Source organism: Streptacidiphilus melanogenes (assembly GCF_000787835.1).
GTDB lineage: Bacteria > Actinomycetota > Actinomycetes > Streptomycetales > Streptomycetaceae > Streptacidiphilus > Streptacidiphilus melanogenes.
This window is the reverse complement of the sequence record NZ_BBPP01000003.1, coordinates 86,006-101,357: the sequence shown is the minus strand read 5'-3', so window position 1 is coordinate 101,357 and position 15,352 is coordinate 86,006. Positions and strand designations below refer to the sequence as shown.

At 74.5% G+C, this 15,352-nt stretch carries 13 protein-coding genes; 8 read left to right on the top strand and 5 right to left on the bottom strand.

Going from position 1 to position 15,352, the window contains the following annotated elements; genetic code table 11:
* The coding region (locus TR49_RS04280; RefSeq protein WP_052434006.1) for a MerR family transcriptional regulator at positions 1 to 858 on the bottom strand (858 nt) is incomplete at its 3' end.
* 384 nt (positions 859 to 1,242) lie between these two features.
* Here TR49_RS04280 and TR49_RS04270 point away from each other — a divergent pair.
* Genes TR49_RS04270 through TR49_RS04260 form a run of 3 tightly spaced genes read left to right on the top strand, consistent with a single transcriptional unit; the run spans position 1,243 to position 4,557 of the window.
* A complete protein-coding gene (locus TR49_RS04270) occupies positions 1,243 to 2,559 on the top strand; it encodes an NAD(P)/FAD-dependent oxidoreductase (protein WP_084724590.1) in 1,317 nt (438 codons plus the stop codon).
* A gap of 52 nt (positions 2,560 to 2,611) precedes the next feature.
* The gene (locus tag TR49_RS04265; protein ID WP_042377294.1) at positions 2,612 to 3,001 is read left to right on the top strand and encodes a hypothetical protein; all 390 of its coding nucleotides are present in this window, start codon (positions 2,612 to 2,614) and stop codon (positions 2,999 to 3,001) included.
* Positions 2,998 to 4,557, top strand: a complete 1,560-nt coding sequence (locus TR49_RS04260; protein WP_042377292.1) for an SDR family oxidoreductase — start codon at positions 2,998 to 3,000, stop codon at positions 4,555 to 4,557. Before TR49_RS04265 ends, TR49_RS04260 begins: the two co-directional genes overlap by 4 nt.
* 246 nt (positions 4,558 to 4,803) lie before the next feature.
* Here TR49_RS04260 and TR49_RS04255 read toward each other — a convergent pair whose 3' ends face one another.
* Together TR49_RS04255 and TR49_RS04250 are read right to left on the bottom strand one after the other, a co-directional pair.
* The gene (locus tag TR49_RS04255; RefSeq protein WP_042377290.1) at positions 4,804 to 5,253 is read right to left on the bottom strand and encodes an ATP-binding protein; all 450 of its coding nucleotides are present in this window, start codon (positions 5,251 to 5,253) and stop codon (positions 4,804 to 4,806) included.
* Positions 5,250 to 5,630 carry an STAS domain-containing protein gene (locus tag TR49_RS04250; RefSeq protein WP_042377288.1) on the bottom strand — a complete coding sequence of 127 codons (381 nt, stop codon included), beginning with the start codon at positions 5,628 to 5,630 and terminating at the stop codon, positions 5,250 to 5,252. The genes TR49_RS04255 and TR49_RS04250 overlap by 4 nt, the downstream gene beginning before the upstream one ends.
* 300 nt (positions 5,631 to 5,930) lie before the next feature.
* Here TR49_RS04250 and TR49_RS04245 point away from each other — a divergent pair, with 300 nt between their 5' ends.
* The 4 genes from TR49_RS04245 to TR49_RS04230 all read left to right on the top strand — a co-directional run bounded on the left by TR49_RS04245 (position 5,931) and on the right by TR49_RS04230 (position 8,365).
* On the top strand, positions 5,931 to 6,473 hold the full coding sequence (locus TR49_RS04245) for an ATP-binding protein (RefSeq protein ID WP_052434005.1): 543 nt from the start codon (positions 5,931 to 5,933) through the stop codon (positions 6,471 to 6,473).
* A gap of 77 nt (positions 6,474 to 6,550) precedes the next feature.
* Positions 6,551 to 7,468 carry a SigB/SigF/SigG family RNA polymerase sigma factor gene (locus tag TR49_RS04240; RefSeq protein ID WP_052434004.1) on the top strand — a complete coding sequence of 306 codons (918 nt, stop codon included), beginning with the start codon at positions 6,551 to 6,553 and terminating at the stop codon, positions 7,466 to 7,468.
* Between the two features lie 181 nt (positions 7,469 to 7,649).
* The gene (locus TR49_RS04235) at positions 7,650 to 7,880 is read left to right on the top strand and encodes a DUF6458 family protein (protein WP_042377286.1); all 231 of its coding nucleotides are present in this window, start codon (positions 7,650 to 7,652) and stop codon (positions 7,878 to 7,880) included.
* A gap of 62 nt (positions 7,881 to 7,942) precedes the next feature.
* Positions 7,943 to 8,365, top strand: a complete 423-nt coding sequence (locus TR49_RS04230; protein WP_052434003.1) for an SsgA family sporulation/cell division regulator — start codon at positions 7,943 to 7,945, stop codon at positions 8,363 to 8,365.
* 133 nt (positions 8,366 to 8,498) lie between these two features.
* Here TR49_RS04230 and TR49_RS04225 read toward each other — a convergent pair whose 3' ends face one another.
* Positions 8,499 to 10,880: a SpoIIE family protein phosphatase gene (locus TR49_RS04225; protein WP_042377284.1), complete on the bottom strand. Its 2,382-nt coding sequence runs from the start codon at positions 10,878 to 10,880 to the stop codon at positions 8,499 to 8,501.
* The gene (locus TR49_RS04220; RefSeq protein WP_042377282.1) at positions 10,877 to 14,539 is read right to left on the bottom strand and encodes a HAMP domain-containing protein; all 3,663 of its coding nucleotides are present in this window, start codon (positions 14,537 to 14,539) and stop codon (positions 10,877 to 10,879) included. The genes TR49_RS04225 and TR49_RS04220 overlap by 4 nt, the downstream gene beginning before the upstream one ends.
* 358 nt (positions 14,540 to 14,897) lie before the next feature.
* On the opposite strand from TR49_RS04220, the gene TR49_RS04215 reads away from it, so the two are divergent.
* Entirely contained in the window at positions 14,898 to 15,251 is a 354-nt protein-coding gene (locus tag TR49_RS04215; RefSeq protein WP_042377280.1) for a PRC-barrel domain-containing protein, read from the top strand.
* Positions 15,252 to 15,352: the final 101 nt, after the last annotated feature.

Below are 15,352 nucleotides of genomic sequence, written 5' to 3'. Positions count from 1 at the left end.
GTGGCGGGCTCCCGCCACGCCGAACGGCAGGTTCAGCAGGTCGGCGGCGAGCTGCGGGGCCGCGGTGGCGCGGTGCTGCGACCAGAGCAGCAGGGCGGCCGGCCCGAGGCGCCGGTGCGCCTGCGCGAGCGCGAGCGGCGGCACCGAGGCGCCGAGCATCCGGAAGGCGACGCCTCGGGCGGTGAGCGCCGCGGCGACGGCGTCGAGCGCCAGGGTGTGCTCCTCGCCCGGCGTCGCCGCCAGCAGCACCACCGGTCCCCCGCACGAAACGGCCGCGGCGCGGCGGCGCAGTTCGGTGGCGACGTGCCAGGAGAGCAGGTGCTCGACCTCGACGTAGGACTCCCCCACCGTCGCCCAGCGGCGTCCGGCGGCGCGCAGCGTCGGGGTGATCACGTCCTCCCAGGCCGCCTCGACTCCCCACACGTCCACGGCGGTCGCCAGGAGCTCCTGGAGGGCGGGTGCGTCGAGCCGGTCCGCCGCGCGGATCAACCCGCGCGCGTGCCGCCGACGGGCGGCGTCGTCACCGTCGCCGTCGTCGGCCTGTGCGGCGCGCCAGGCGGGTTCGACGCAGACGTCATGTGCCCGGGTCTGCGCCGGTTCCAGAGCTGCGGCGCGCGCCGCCTGGGCGGGCGGCAGGCCCTGGGCGGTCAGCCGGCACATGGCCTCCAGACGGGCGATGTCGGCGGCCGTCCAACGGCGGTGGTGCCCCTCGGCGCGCTCCGCCGGGCCGATCCCGTAACGGCGTTCCCACGAGCGCACCGTCACCGGCGAGACCCCGAGCCGACGCGCGACCTCGCCCGTCGGCAGGCCCGACTCCTCCCCGGCCTCGTCAGCGGCACGCGCCGCGCGGCGGCTCACGCGCCCACCGTGGAGAGGGCGTGCACGGGCATGGCGTCCTCCGGGGGATCGATGCTGGGCACAGCCTCGCCGTCGATGACGACATCGGGCGTCCTGCATCGATGGTGCATCGCTTCGGGCTGCGGCGCCACGCAGCGGCGCGAAGCGACGCGGCAGAGCCTCGCGGGGGCGCCCGCCCGCGCGTGGTGCACCGGTTCGCGCGGCCTCGCCACGCGGGTGAGGGGGAGCCGGAGGGGCGAGGACCCCTTGCCCGAGGGCCTCGGTGCGCGCGAAGCCGCCGTCGGCACCAGGCGCCCCGGAGGGGGCCGAGTCGATGCGGAATCGCTGCGCATCGACTCCGGGGCGGCGGGCGGTGACGGTGGGCGGGAGAGGGTGGTGGTGTCGATGTCGCGGACCGTACGGGTGGACACCGTCGTCGTGGGCGCGGGGATGGCCGGGCTGGCCTGTGCCGCCGACCTCTGCGACGCCGGGCTGGAGGTCCTGTTGCTGGAGGCGTCCCGGGACGTCGGCGGCCGGATGGCCTCCGACCGGCGCGACGGCTACGTGCTCGACCACGGCTTCCAGGTCTTCAACACCGCCTACCCGCAGGTCCGGCAGCGCGTGGACCTGGCGGCGCTGCGGCTGCGCCCGTTCGACCCCGGGTACGTGCTCGCGCTCGGCGACCGCCGGCTGCCGCTCGTCGACCCGACCCGCCGCCCGGGCGAACTCGTCCCCGCCGTGACCGGGCTGCTGGGGGCCGGACTGCGGCCGCGCGACCTGGCCGCGCTCGCCGCCATGAGCGGCAGGGACATGCTGGCACCGCCCCGGCTGCTCAAGCGCGGGCCGGACCTGACCACCCGTCAGGCACTGCGCCGGGCCGGGCTCGACGACGCGTTCGTCGACACCGTCCTCGCGCCGTTCCTGCGCGGCGTCTTCCTGGAGCCGCAGCTCGAGACCTCGGGCCGCTTCTTCCACCTGGTGTGGCGCAGCATGCTGCGCGGCTCGTTGTGCCTGCCCGAGCGGGGAATCGGCGCCGTGCCCCGGCAGTTGGCCGACCGGCTGCCGCTCGGCACACTGCGGCTCGGGGCCGGCGTCGAACGGCTGACCGACGACGGTGTGGCCCTGACGAACGGCCTGGCGGTGCACGCCCGCGCAGTCGTCGTCGCCGCGGGTCCGACGGCCGCGCGGGCCCTGCTGCCGTCACTGCCGCTCACGCCGACGCACGCCGTCACCACCGCCCACCACGCGGCCCCCGAGGCCCCCTGGCCGGAGAAGGCGCTGCTGGTGGACGGGAACGGCCCGCTGCTGCACACCAGCGTGGTGAGCAACGTCCAGCCCCGGTACGCGCCGGCCGGCGTCGCCCTGGTGTCGACCTCCCTGCCCGGCGTGGCCGACGAGGAGCAGCTCGTCGCCGCCGAGGCGCGGCTGGCCGAGCTGTACCGGACCTCCACGCGCGCCTGGGAGCGGGTCGCCGTGCACCGCGTGCGCGAGGCCCTGCCCGCGTCGCCCGCGCCGTGGCCGCTCAGCCGCACCAGCCGCCTCGCACCCGGTCGCCACGTCTGCGGCGACCACCGCGCGACCGCCTCCGTACAAGGAGCGCTCGCCTCGGGGGCGCGCGCGGCCCGCGAGGTGCTGCACGACCTGACCAGGTCTCAGACCGCATCCCGTCCCCGCGGGCGGGCCGCACGCGCCCCGGCCCGCGCCGACACCGCGGCGGGATGAGAACCGTCCCGCCGACCGACCGCCCGAGAGACCATCCTCGAAGGAGACCACGATGAGCGAGCACGACCTGCTGCTCGGCGACACCGTCGGCACGATCGTCGCCACCGGCGTCGACGCGCTGATCGAGCTCGTGGCCGACGGCGTCATGTGGCGGGGCGCGCCGATCGCGGGCCCCACCTGGGCGGCGCGGAACCTGCCACGCCCTCTCGGCGGCCGCGGCGACCTCAGGGACCGACTCGCGGTCAGCGGGTTCCTGCATCTGGAGCGGGCCTCCTACCGCGTCGGCGAGCGGTGGGTGCCGGCCGGGGGCGTGCGGCTGCGACTGGAGTCCGTCTCGGCGTGGTGGCTGCGCGGCGTGGCCGCTGTGCCCGAGGCATCGTCAGCGGGAGCGGCCGACAGGGGCGGGACGCCCGAGCCGGTGTCCGCCGAGGTCGTGCCGTGACGGCGCGCGTGCCCGGCGGGCAGTGGGTCGGGCCCGGCTCCCTGTGCCTGGTCACCGGCGCGACCGGGTACATCGGCGGACGGCTGGTGCGGGAACTGCTCGACGCCGGATACCGGGTGCGCTGTCTCAGCCGCAACCCGGACCGGCTCCGGGACCAGCCGTGGGCCGACCGCGTCGAGACGGTGCGCGCCGACCTGGGCGACCCGGCCTCGCTGACGGCGGCCCTGGACGGCGTCGACGTCGTGCACTACCTGGTCCACTCCCTGGGCAGCGGCGCCGACTTCGAACGCGCGGAGGCGGCCGCCGCACGCAACCTCGCCGACGCCGCCGCCCGCGCGGGGGCGCGCCGGATCGTGTACCTCGGCGGGCTGCTGCCGCGCGGCGTCGCCCCGGACGCGCTCTCCCCGCACCTGCGCTCGCGGGCGGCGGTCGGGGAGATCCTGCGCTCCGGCGCGGTGCCGACGACGGAGCTGCGCGCCGCGGTGGTGCTGGGCTCCGGCTCGGCCTCGTTCGAGATGCTGCGCCATCTGACGGAGCGGCTGCCGGTGATGGTGACCCCGCGCTGGGTGCGCACGCTGATCCAGCCGATCGCGGTCCGCGACGTGCTGCGCTACCTGGTCGCGGCTGCCGCGCTGCCGCCGGAGGTGAACCGCAGCTTCGACATCGGCGGCCCCGAGGTGCTGAGCTACCGCGAGATGATGCTGCGTTATGCCCGGGTCGCCGGGCTGCCGCGTCGCGTCGTCGCCCCGGTGCCGGTGCTGTCGCCCGCCCTGTCCAGCCACTGGGTGGGCCTGGTCACGCCGGTCCCCCGGGGGCTGGCCCGGCCGCTGGTCGAGTCGCTGCGGTACGAGGTGGTGTGCAGGGAGCACGACATCGCGCGGTTCGTCCCGGACCCGCCGGAGGGCCTGCTGGGCTTCGACGCCGCCGTCTCGCTCGCCCTCGCGCGGATCAAGGACGCCGAGGTCGCCACCCGGTGGTCCTCGGCGGCGCTGCCCGGCGCGCCGAGCGACCCGCTGCCCACCGACCCGGGCTGGGCGGGCGGTTCGCTGTACGAGGACGTGCGGCAGGCCGCGGTGGCGGCGAGCGCCGCCGACCTGTGGCGGGTGGTCGAGGGCATCGGCGGCGAGAACGGCTGGTACTCCTTCCCGCTCGCCTGGGCGCTGCGCGGCTGGCTGGACCGGATCGCGGGCGGCGTGGGGCTGCGGCGCGGCCGCCGCGATCCGCAGCGCCTCCGGATCGGCGACTCGCTCGACTTCTGGCGGGTGGAGGAGATCGAACCCGGCCGCCTGCTGCGGCTGCGCGCGGAGATGCGGCTGCCCGGCCCGGCCTGGCTGGAGCTGCGGGTCCAGCCGGACGGACCGCGGCGCTCGCGCTACGTTCAGCGCGCCGTCTTCCACCCCCGGGGCCTGGCGGGTCACCTGTACTGGTGGAGCGTGGCGCCCTTCCACTCGGTCGTCTTCGGCGGAATGGCCCGCAACATCGCCCACGAGGCCGCCCGCCACGACGGCGCCCCTGCGGGCCCCGGACGCGCGAGCCTTGTCGGCGGCCTGTCCTGACGGGCCTTCCGCCACGACCTGATCGCTGCACCAACGATGCATCCTGCGGCGCGCCACCCACCCCTGATCCGGCGAGGGCCTCCCCCTGGCGGCATTCCACAGGCCCGCGCCCGCGGCGGCCGAGGACGACCGAGACACCCCCCGTCCCCGGCCGCCGCCTCGATCCCATCAGTCACGTGGGCACGGTAGCCAGAGGCACTGACAGCAGGGCGATTCCGGCTTCACCCGGTCTCGGACTCGGCCGGGTCAGCGGCCGAAGCGGGCCCAGACGGTCTTGCCGGCCGGTTGGGGTGTGCTGCCCCAGGTCTCGCTGAGGCGGTGGACGACCTGGAGTCCGTGGCCGCCCGGCTGGGACGGGTCGCCCGGCTTCTGGAGGGCAGGGGGACGTGACTCGGCGTCCGTCGCGCCGACGACGAGCGCGTCGCCGTCGAGGGTGACCACCAGTTCCCTGACGCCTCCGCCGTGCGTCATCGCGTTGGCGACGAGTTCGGAGACGACGAGCAGGACGTCCTCCGCGCGCTCGCGCTCCTCCGGGTCGGCGGCCTCGGGATCGGCCCAGCTCCACTCGGCCAGGGCGCTGGCGGTGAAGGCGCGGGCGCGCCGGACCGGGCCGCTGACGTCCAGCAGTCCGAGGCGGCGCACCCGGGGGCCGGGCGTGGAACGGTGCAGACCGGATTCCGCGCGCGGCGCGTTCATGCGTCCGCCAGGGCGGTCTCGAGGTCGGCGTGGGTCTCGAAGACACCTTCCGCGCCGGTGAGTTCCAGCAGGCGGCGCAGCTGCGGGGCGGGGGCGACGAGCAGGAACCGGCCCCCGTCCTCGGTGGTGCGCAGGCGCGCCTTCAGCAGGACGTTCAGCCCGGTGGAGTCGCAGAACCGCAGCTGCGGGCAGTCGACGACGATGCATACGACTCCGGCGTCCGCCAGCGAGCCGATGGCCTGCGCCAGCGACGGCGCGGTGTCGTGGTCGAGCTCGCCCGCGACCGAGACGACGCCGGCCCCGCCCTGTCTGCGGACCGAAACGGTCAACTGCTCCTGGGCGGGCTCCTCGTGGGGAGTCTCGGGCCGTTCGGACATGCGCGCGGTCTCCAAGGGTCGGTGGGCGCCTCAGCGCAGAGGCTACCGCGCACGTTCCCCGGCGGGGCGGGCGCCATGCGCGGACCGGTGGACGTTTGCGGGTCGCCGGATGCGGTCAGACGCCTGGCGTCCGGGGTTGACGCGGGGCCCGGACCGTTGTGGAGCCCCCGGCATCCCTCGCCCGGTAGCCGGGGGCTCCCGGCGTGTGAGGGCGGCCCGGCGGAGCGCGCAGCGGAGCGGCCCGGGTCCGGACGACGAGGAGCGATGAGGAGACGGGGTGGCGACGTGGAGTGCGGGCGGATGAACGGCAGTTGGACCGAGGACGGGCAGGACGCCCGGCGGCGTGCCCGGCTGACGCTGCGCGACAGTGCGGCGCCCGCGTCCGCGGCCCGGCGCTTCTCCCGACTCACCCTCGGCTCCTGGGGGTTGTGGTCCGAGGCGGAGGAGCCGGCGGGCGTGACCGACATCGTCCTGGTGGTCTCCGAGCTGGTGACCAACGCCGCCCGGCACGGGGGCGGCGTCCAGTGGGTCGCGCTGTCCTCGCCCTGCGGGGACACGATCCGCGTCGAGGTGGCGGATCTCAGCCGCAGGCTCCCGGCCGTCCAGCGGCCGCAAGCCCCGGCGCGCCCGGGAGGCCACGGGCTGCGCCTGATCCTGCACGCGGCCGACCGCTTCGGCGTGCGGCTGTGGCGGCACCGGCCGGGCAAGTCCGTCTGGGCGGAGTTCCATCGCGTCCTGCCGCACGGCGGGGCCGTCCCATCTGACGGATCCACAGCGGGTGAGCACCGCACACCGGATCATCACAGAACGGTCACGGCCGCCCTGCATCATCCGAACGGATGAGGGTAGGCGATCCGAGAAGCCCGATGAAACCGAGCCCTGCCGCACCGGCGGCGGGGCCACGTCGACGGAGGAGCCTCATGCCCCGCACTGTCACCGCACCTGCCGCCGGCGCCCGCGCCCTGGAGGCCCGTGAGACCGGCTGCAGTGCCGTCACCCCAGCGGACGACGCGCTGGCCGGGACCGACGCCCTGCCCGAGATACCCGCCGACCCCTCCAGCGTGGACACGGCCACGGCGAAGGAGCTGTCGCGGGTCCTGTTCGTCCGGCTGCGCGCCCTGGAGGAGGGGACGGCCGACTACTCGTACGTCCGCAACTCGCTGGTGGAGCTCAACCTGGGCCTGGTGCGGTACGCGGCCTCGCAGTTCGCCCACCGCAGCGAGCCGATGGAGGACATCGTCCAGGTCGGCACGGTCGGACTGATCAAGGCGATCAACCGCTTCGACCCGGACCGCGACGTGGAGTTCCTCACCTACGCGCTGCCGACCATCGCCGGGGAGATCAAGCGGTACTTCCGGGACTCGAGCTGGGCCGTCCACGTACCGCGCCGCCTTCAGGAGATGCGCCTGCGGCTGGCCAAGGCCCACGACGCCCTCGAGCAGGAGCTGAACCGGGAGCCCACGACCCGGGAGCTGGCCGAGCACCTCGGCCTGCCCGAGCAGGAGGTCGTCGACGGCCGGCTCGCCGCGAACGGCTACACCGCAGGCACCCTGGAGGCCCCGGGGACGGCGGACGCGGACCAGGACAACCCGCTGGAACAGCGGATCGGCGTCATCGACGACCGGTTCGACCAGGTCGAGGCGGTGACCTCGCTCAAGCCCCTGATCGCGCGGCTGTCCGAGCGGGACCGCACGATCCTCGGGCTGCGCTTCGTCGACGAGCTGACCCAGTCGGAGATCGGCAAGCGGATCGGCGTCTCCCAGATGCAGGTGTCCCGGCTGCTCGCGAGCACGCTGTCGAGCCTGCGCGAGGGGCTGGACGCCGAAGGGACCGGCTGAGCCACCGAGCCACCGAGGCCTCATCGGGGCCCGTCCGCGCGACACCGCGCGGACGGGCCCTCGTCGTGTGCGCGAGCACCGTTTCCGCCGACGGGTCGGGGGCAGGCGCGAACTGACGAACCCTCGGCCCCGACACCCCGGGGCCCGCACCACCGAACTACCGGAAAGGAAGAGTGAGCTCATGGGCATCGGAGGCTGCATCCTCGTCTTCGCCGCGGGCGCCGTCCTCGCCTTCGGCGTCGACTGGCACGTCAAGGGCGTCGACATACCCGTGGTCGGGGTGATCCTGATGATTGCCGGACTGCTCGGACTTCTGACCTACGGCGCGGTCCTGCGGCGGCGCCGCCTTCTCGTCGACCGCGCGCCGGACGCCGAGATCGTGGAAGAGCGCCACTACCGCCAGGACTACTGACCGCCGCTCAGCTTGCCCCGCCTGCCGTTCCCTCTCCTGCCACCCTGCCCCGAGGAGCCGCGTTGTTCTCCGAGATCGAGCATGCCGTCGCGCTCGTGCTGGTCGTCGACCCCTCCGCCCGGGGAGTGCGGGTGCCCGCGCTGCTGGGCTACCGTCGCGAGGACCCCTTCGCGGTCCGGCTCACCTTCCCCGGGATCCTGGGCCCGGACGAGAAGGACCTGACCTGGCTGCTCTCGCTCGAACTGATGGAAGCCGGGCTGCTGACCCCCGTCGGCGACGGCGACGTGCGGGTGGTCCCCGCCGCCGGCGGGGTGCTCCGCCTGCATCTGCGCTCGGGCGCGTCGGAGGCCGTGCTGCAGGCGCCGAGCCGCCGGGTGGAGCGCTTCCTGCGGGCCTGCCGTGAACACGTCCGCCCCGGCGAGGAGGACGCCCTCTACGACTGGGACGGGGCCTGGGCCGACCTGCTGCGCCGCGAGTGCTCCTGATGGCTGCCGCCACGGCCGAACGGCCAGGGCCTGCTTCGGGCCCGCCGTCCTCGGCCCCCTCGCCCGCGCGGCGCCCGGCGGCCCACGCCTCGGTCGGCAGCCGACCGAGGGCCGGGAGGAGAGCCCTACGACGTCACGGCCGGGGCGGGCCCTGGTGTCCGGTCGAGGCGCCGTCTTCCGCGGGGCGGTGGATGCCGACCAGGCAGGTGTCGTCGTCGGTGTCGGAGCGGCTGTGGGCCAGCAGGTGGTCCAGTTGGTCGGCCAGGCTGCCCGCCGAGGGGAAGGACGCGCCGCACAGCGTCGCGTGCAGGTCGTCGAAGCCGCTGCTGTCCTTGCGCTCGATCAGGCCGTCGGTGAAGAGCAGCAGCGTGGCCCCCTCCGACAGCTCCATCTCGTACTCCTCGTAAGCGGCGTCGGGGATCGCGCCGAGCAGGATCCCGTGGCCGAAGTCGACGGAGCGGGAGGTGCCCTGGTGCAGCAGCACCGGCGCCGGGTGCCCGGCGCGGGCCCAGCGCAGCAGGCTCCGCCCGGGGTGGTAGATCCCGCAGACCGCCGTCGCGGTGACGTTCTCGGTGAGGTGGAAGGCGACGTCGTTGAGCCAGGCCAGCAGCTGCGCGGGCCCGGCGCCGGTGGTCGCGAGCCCGCGCAGGGCGTTGCGAAGCGCGACCATGCCGGTGGCCGCCTCGATGCCGTGGCCGGCCACGTCCCCCACCGAGATCAGCACGTCGCCGTTGGGCAACGGCACCGCGTCGTACCAGTCGCCGCCGACGGCGTGGTCCTGGTGGGCGGGGCGGTAGCGGACGCCGATGGTCAGCCCGGCCATGGCGACGGTACCGGGGGTGGGCGGCATGATGGCGTGTTGGAGCCGCCGGGCGAGCCGCGCGCGTTCGTCGGCCTCGGCCTGGGTGTGGGCGAGTTGGTCACGGGTGGCGCTCAGCGCCACCTCGGTCCAGTGGTGGGCGGAGATGTCCTGGCAGACGCCGCGGATCGCGACGAGGGTGCCCGCCTCGTCGGCCACCGGCTCCGCCACCACCCGCACGTGGCGCACCACGCGGTCGCCGCGGTGGAACCGGACGGCGACGTCCCGGGGTTCCTGGTGCAGGGTGACCCCGGCGAGGAAGGCGTCGAACGTGTCGCGGTCGTCGCGGTGCACGCGGGCCCGCAGGTGCGACAGCGGCAGCGGCTGGGCGTCGGGGGCGAGGCCGAACAGGTCGAACAGCTCCGGGTTCCAGGTCGCCCGTGAGGTGAGCAGGTCGTCCTCGAACCCGCCGATGCGGCCGAGGCGTTGGGCGTGCTGGAGCAGGGTGCCGAGCCGGGCGTCGTCCTCCTGGGCCCGCCAGGTCAGCAGCACGGCGTCCTGGATCCGGCTGACGCCCACCTGCGCCTGGTTGATGACGGGGATGTCGCCGATCTCGGCGACGAGCGCCAGCCGGTCCGCGCGGAACGGCTCACCGGTCGCGTAGACGTGCCCGATCTTCTCCGCCGGTCCCCCCGCGCGCCCGAACCCCGGGTAGGCCTGCAGCAGCGACCGGCCCTCGACGAGGGCGGCGGGCCGCCCGGCGGGGTCGGCGAAGCGGTCGTTGACGTAGGCGATGCGGAAGTCGGCCAGCCGCCCGTCGCCGTCGAACAGCGGGGTGAGCACCAGCGCCGGGTCGTGGAGGCTCTCGGCGAGCTGGCGCAGCACCGGGTCGACGTCCTCGTTCGCGGGTGCGGCGGCAGGGGCGTCGGGGCCGGCGACGGACTCGTCCATGGTGTGCGCGGCCAGCTCGGCCAGCGCCAGCAGCTGCCGCTCGATGCGGTGGTCTCGGTCCGGCGCGCCGGTGGTCCAGCTGATCTCCAGCGCGCCGAGCACCCGGCCCCGGCGCAGCGCCGGAGCCGCGACCGTCACCGAGGCGCCGGGGGTCTCGGGTTCCGAGGCCCAGACGACCGCACCGCCGCGCACCGCCTCGCCGACGGCGTCCGGAGCGGCCGCCGGGGCGGGGACGAGACCGGGCGTGAGGCGTGAGCCCGCGCGTCCGGCGAGGCGGAGGCCGCCGTCCTCGCGGGCGGCCCACAGCTGGACGCTGTCCGCACCGAAGGGCTGGAGTGCGTGCTCCAGGATGGCCTTGACCGCCCGCTGGCCGTCCTCGGCGTGCCAGCGGGGCAGCGCGGTCGCGGGCGACCTGCCCGCACCCGTCACGCCGGCACCTTCGTACGCCGTCGCCGATCCCGCCGTCGACTCGGCGGTCGGGCCGCCGCGCGACGCCGGGTCGGCCAGGATCTCGTCCGCGCAGCGCAGCAGGGCCTGGCCCTCCGTGCGGGCCAGGGCGTGAAGGTGCCGCAACGCCTCCTCGGGCCCGCAGCCCAGACGCTCCATCAGCACGCCGGTGGCCCGGTCGACCAGCACCCGCGCGTCGTCCCCCTCCCCGGCCGCGTCCAGCACCGCCTGCACCCGGTCGAAGGCGTCGGCGAGCCCTCCGAGGCCCGAGGGGACGGGCGTCCCGTGACCGGCGGCGTCCTCCTGGTGACCGGTCACAGGGCAAGAACCTCCCCGATGGTGGCGATCAGCTGCTGTGCGGCGACGGGCTTGGTCACGTACGCGTCCGACCCGGCGGCCAGGCTCTTGTCCCGGTCCCCCGGCATGGCCTTCGCGGTGACCGCGATCACCGGCAGCGTGGCGTACTGCGGCATGGCCCGGATCGCCGCGGTCGCCTGGTAGCCGTCCATCTCGGGCATCATCACGTCCATCAGCACCAGGTCCACCTCGGGATGGGCCGTCAGGGTCTCGATGCCGAGCCGTCCGTCGTCCGCGTGCAGCACCCGCATGCCCTGCATCTCCAGGATCTGGGTGACCGCGAAGACGTTGCGCACGTCGTCGTCGACGACCAGCACCGTCCGCCCGGCCAGGCGCTCGTCGACCTCGACGGCGGCCGCGGCCGTCCGGGCGGCGACGGGGACGGGGACCGGCGTCTGGGCCGCGAGCCGCTCGCGCACCCGGTCCCGCAGCTCGTCCAGGCTGCCGGTGACGTCCAGCGGGCGGGTGCCGGTGCCGCGCAGCGTCTGCTCCTGCGCCCCGGACAGGCCGCGGCCGTGGACGACCAGCGGGATGTCGCGCAGCGCGTGGTCGTCGTCGAGGGCGTGCAGGAACCGCCACATCTGCGGGTCGGGGTCGTCCAGTTCGACGACGATGCAGTGCTGGTGGTCGAGCGCGAGCACGGCGGCCGCCTCGGTCACCCCGGTGGCGGTGCTCAGCCGGACCGGGCTGCCGTCGGGGTCGGCGGCGGTCAGGTCGCCGACGGCGCTCTCGGCGACCAGCGTGAGCAGCCCCCGCGCCTCCCGTTCCACGATCAGCAGCCGCCGCTCGGAGGTCGGTTCGACGGCCGGGAAGCCGTCGGACGACCAGACGTCGCCGCCGGACGCCCCGTTCCGCTCCACCTGGGCGGGCACCTCGGCGTCGGCGTGCTCGGGGGACTCGGGGTGCCGCAGCGGCAGGTGCAGCACGAAGCTGCTGCCCCCGCCCGGCCTGCTGGTGACGGTGATGACGCCCCCGAGCAGCTGCGCGAGCTCCCGGCTGATCGACAGGCCGAGCCCGGTGCCGCCGTAGCGGCGGCTGGTGGTGCCGTCGGCCTGCTGGAAGGCCTCGAAGATGGTGGCCAGCTGGTCCTCGGAGATGCCGATGCCGGTGTCGTGGACCTCGAAGGCGATGAACGGGCCGTAGCCCTCGACGCCCCGCGGCAGCTCGTCCGGTCCGGGGCAGGAGATCCGCAGGTCGACCGTGCCGCGTTCGGTGAACTTGACCGCGTTGGACAGCAGGTTGCGCAGCACCTGGCGCAGCCGCGACTCGTCGGTGACCATCGCCGACGGTGTGCCGGGCAGCACCGAGACTCGGAACTGGAGCGCCTTCTCGCTGGTGAGCGGGCGGAAGGTGGCATCGACGTAGTCGAGCAGGCCGCGCAGCGCCACCTCCTCCAGGCTCAGGTCCATCCGGCCCGCCTCGACCTTGGACAGGTCCAGGATGTCGTTGATGAGCTGGAGCAGGTCCGAGCCGGCCGAGTGGATGACACCCGCGTACTCGACCTGCTTGGGCGTCAGGTTCCGTCCGGGGTTCTGGGCCAGCAGCTGCGCCAGGATCAGCAGGCTGTTCAGCGGCGTGCGCAGTTCGTGGCTCATGTTGGCCAGGAACTCCGACTTGTACTTGGAGGCCAAGGCGAGCTGCTGGGCGCGCATCTCCAGCTCCTGACGCGCCTTCTCGATCTGCAGGTTCTTGGTCTCGATGTCGTTGTTCTGCGAGACCAGCAGTGCCGCCTTCTCCTCCAGCTGGGCGTTGGAGCGCTGCAGTTCGTCCTGGCGTGACTGGAGCTCGCCCGACTGCGCCTGGAGTTCGGCGGCCAGGCGCTGCGACTCGGCCAGCAGCTCCTCGGTGCGGGCGTTGGCGAGGATGGAGTTGACGTTCACGCCGATGGTCTCCATCAGCCGGTCCAGGAAGTCCCGGTGGACCGCGCTGAACGGCGTGACCGACCCGAGCTCGATGACGCCGAGGACCTGGTCCTCCACCACGATCGGCAGCACGACCAGCGCGGTGGGCGCCATCCGGCCCATCCCGGAGGAGATGGTGGCGTAGCCGGGCGGCAGGTTCTCGACGTCGATGGTGCGCCGGCTGCGGGCGGCCTGACCGACGAGGGTCTCGCCGAAGGCGTAGCTCGTCGGCTCCCCGGGCGCGCGGCCGTAGGAGCCGATGGCGTACAGGCGCGGGCCCTCCGGAGCCTCGGCGGCCACGTAGAAGGCGCCGTACTGCGCGTCGACCAGCGGGGTCAGCTCGTCCATGACGAGCTCGGCGACCAGCGGGAGGTCGCGGCGGCCCTGCATCAGCGCGGAGAGGCGGGCCAGGTTGGTCTTGAGCCAGTCCTGGTCGCGGTTGGCCCGGGTGGTCTCGCGCAGCGACTCCACCATGGCGTTGATGTTGTCCTTGAGGTCGGCGACCTCGCCGGAGGCGTCGACGGCGATCGAGCGGGTCAGGTCGCCCTTGGCGACGGCGCTGGTGACCTGGGCGATCGCGCGGACCTGCCGGGTGAGGTTCCCGGCCAGCTCGTTGACGTTCTCGGTCAGCCGCTTCCAGGTGCCGGAGACGCCCTCGACCTCGGCCTGGCCGCCGAGGCGGCCCTCGCTGCCGACCTCGCGCGCCACGCGGGTCACCTCGGCGGCGAACGAGGACAGCTGGTCGACCATCGTGTTGATGGTGGTCTTCAGCCGCAGGATCTCGCCACGCGCGTCGACGTCGATCTTGCGGGTCAGATCGCCCTGCGCGACGGCCGTGGTGACCTGCGCGATGGAACGCACCTGCGCGGTGAGGTTGTCCGCCATCACGTTGACGGACTCGGTCAGGTCCTTCCACGTCCCGGAGACGCCGCGGACGGTGGCCTGCCCGCCGAGGTTGCCCTCGGTGCCGACCTCGCGGGCCACCCTGGTCACCTCGTCGGCGAAGGCCGAGAGCTGATCGACCATCGTGTTGATGGTGGTCTTCAGCTCCAGGATCTCGCCACGCGCGTCGACCTCGATCTTGCGGGTCAGGTCGCCCTGCGCGACGGAGGTGGCGACCTGGGCGATGGCCCGGACCTGGCCGGTCAGGTTGCCGGCCATGAAGTTGACCGAGTCGGTGAGGTCGCGCCAGACGCCCGCGACGCCGGGCACCTCGGCCTGACCGCCGAGCCGTCCCTCGGTGCCGACCTCGAGCGCCACGCGGGTCACCTCGTCGGCGAAAGAGGAGAGCTGGTCCACCATCGTGTTGACGGTGCTCTTGAGCTCCAGGATCTCGCCGCGCGCGTCGACCTCGATCTTCTGCGAGAGGTCGCCGCTGGCGACGGCGGTGGCCACCTGCGCGATGTCGCGCACCTGGGTGGTCAGGTTGCCCGCCATGGCGTTGACGTTGTCCGTCAGCGCCTTCCAGGAGCCGTCGACGCCGGGCACCTCGGCCTGACCGCCGAGCCGGCCCTCGGTGCCGACCTCGCGCGCCACGCGGGTCACCTCGGAGGTGAACAGCGACAGCTGGTCGACCATCCCGTTGAAGACCGCGGCGATCTCGCCGAGCAGTCCCTCGCCCTCGTCCGACAGCCGGGTGCTGAAGTCGCCGTCCCGGACGGCCGTCAGCCCCGCCAGCAGCTGGCCGAGCCCGGCCTCCGGCGTGCCGGCTGCCGCCACCTCGAGCTGTCCTCGTTCCCCGCCCGACACCGCAGCCACCCGTCCTCCCGGCCCTTCGCCGGTTCGTGGAACGAACCGGACCGGCCACTCGCGAACATTCCGCCCAGCTTAGGGGGACCGACCCGTTCGTGGACACGCCTGACGCGAGCACGCCGAGGAGGTCCGGGGCAGACTCCGTGCGGACGCATCCCCGTGGTTCCGGGGCGGGGAGCAGTCTGTCCGCCTCCGGAGCCACCGGCGGACATGAGAGAAAGACCACGCCCGTCGACACACCCCGTGTCGGTCCGTGAACTCGGGGTAGGCGCGCCCCACGAGCCGGTCCGGCACGGACCGGCCCCGACACCGTGGAGGTGCCCAGGTGAACCGGCAGCTGTGGAGCTACCCGAGCGACAGCGGCCTGGTGGCCGGAGAGGACGTGACCGGCTACCGCGTCGAGGCCGCGGACGGCCCGATCGGCCACGTCGAGGCGGTCCTCGACCGCGAGCAGCAGCGCTCGCTGATCGTCGACACCGGCACGTGGATCTTCGGCCGCCGCGTGGTCGTCCCGGCCGGCGCGGTCTCCCGCGTCGACGGCGCGCACGGGACGGTCTACGTGGCCCGGACGAAGGACCAGGTCAAGGACGCCCCAGCGTTCGAACGCAACGACGACGACTTCTGGACCCGCCTGGGCACCTACTACGGCGGCTTCCCGGGCATGGGCCCGCTGATCTGACACGCCGGACGGCCCCGCGAGGCCACGGCCGCTGAGGCTGCTCTCGCAGGTGGTGCAGGCCCGCGTCGTGGTTGGGCGGCCGGGCCGGGGCCGCCCAACCA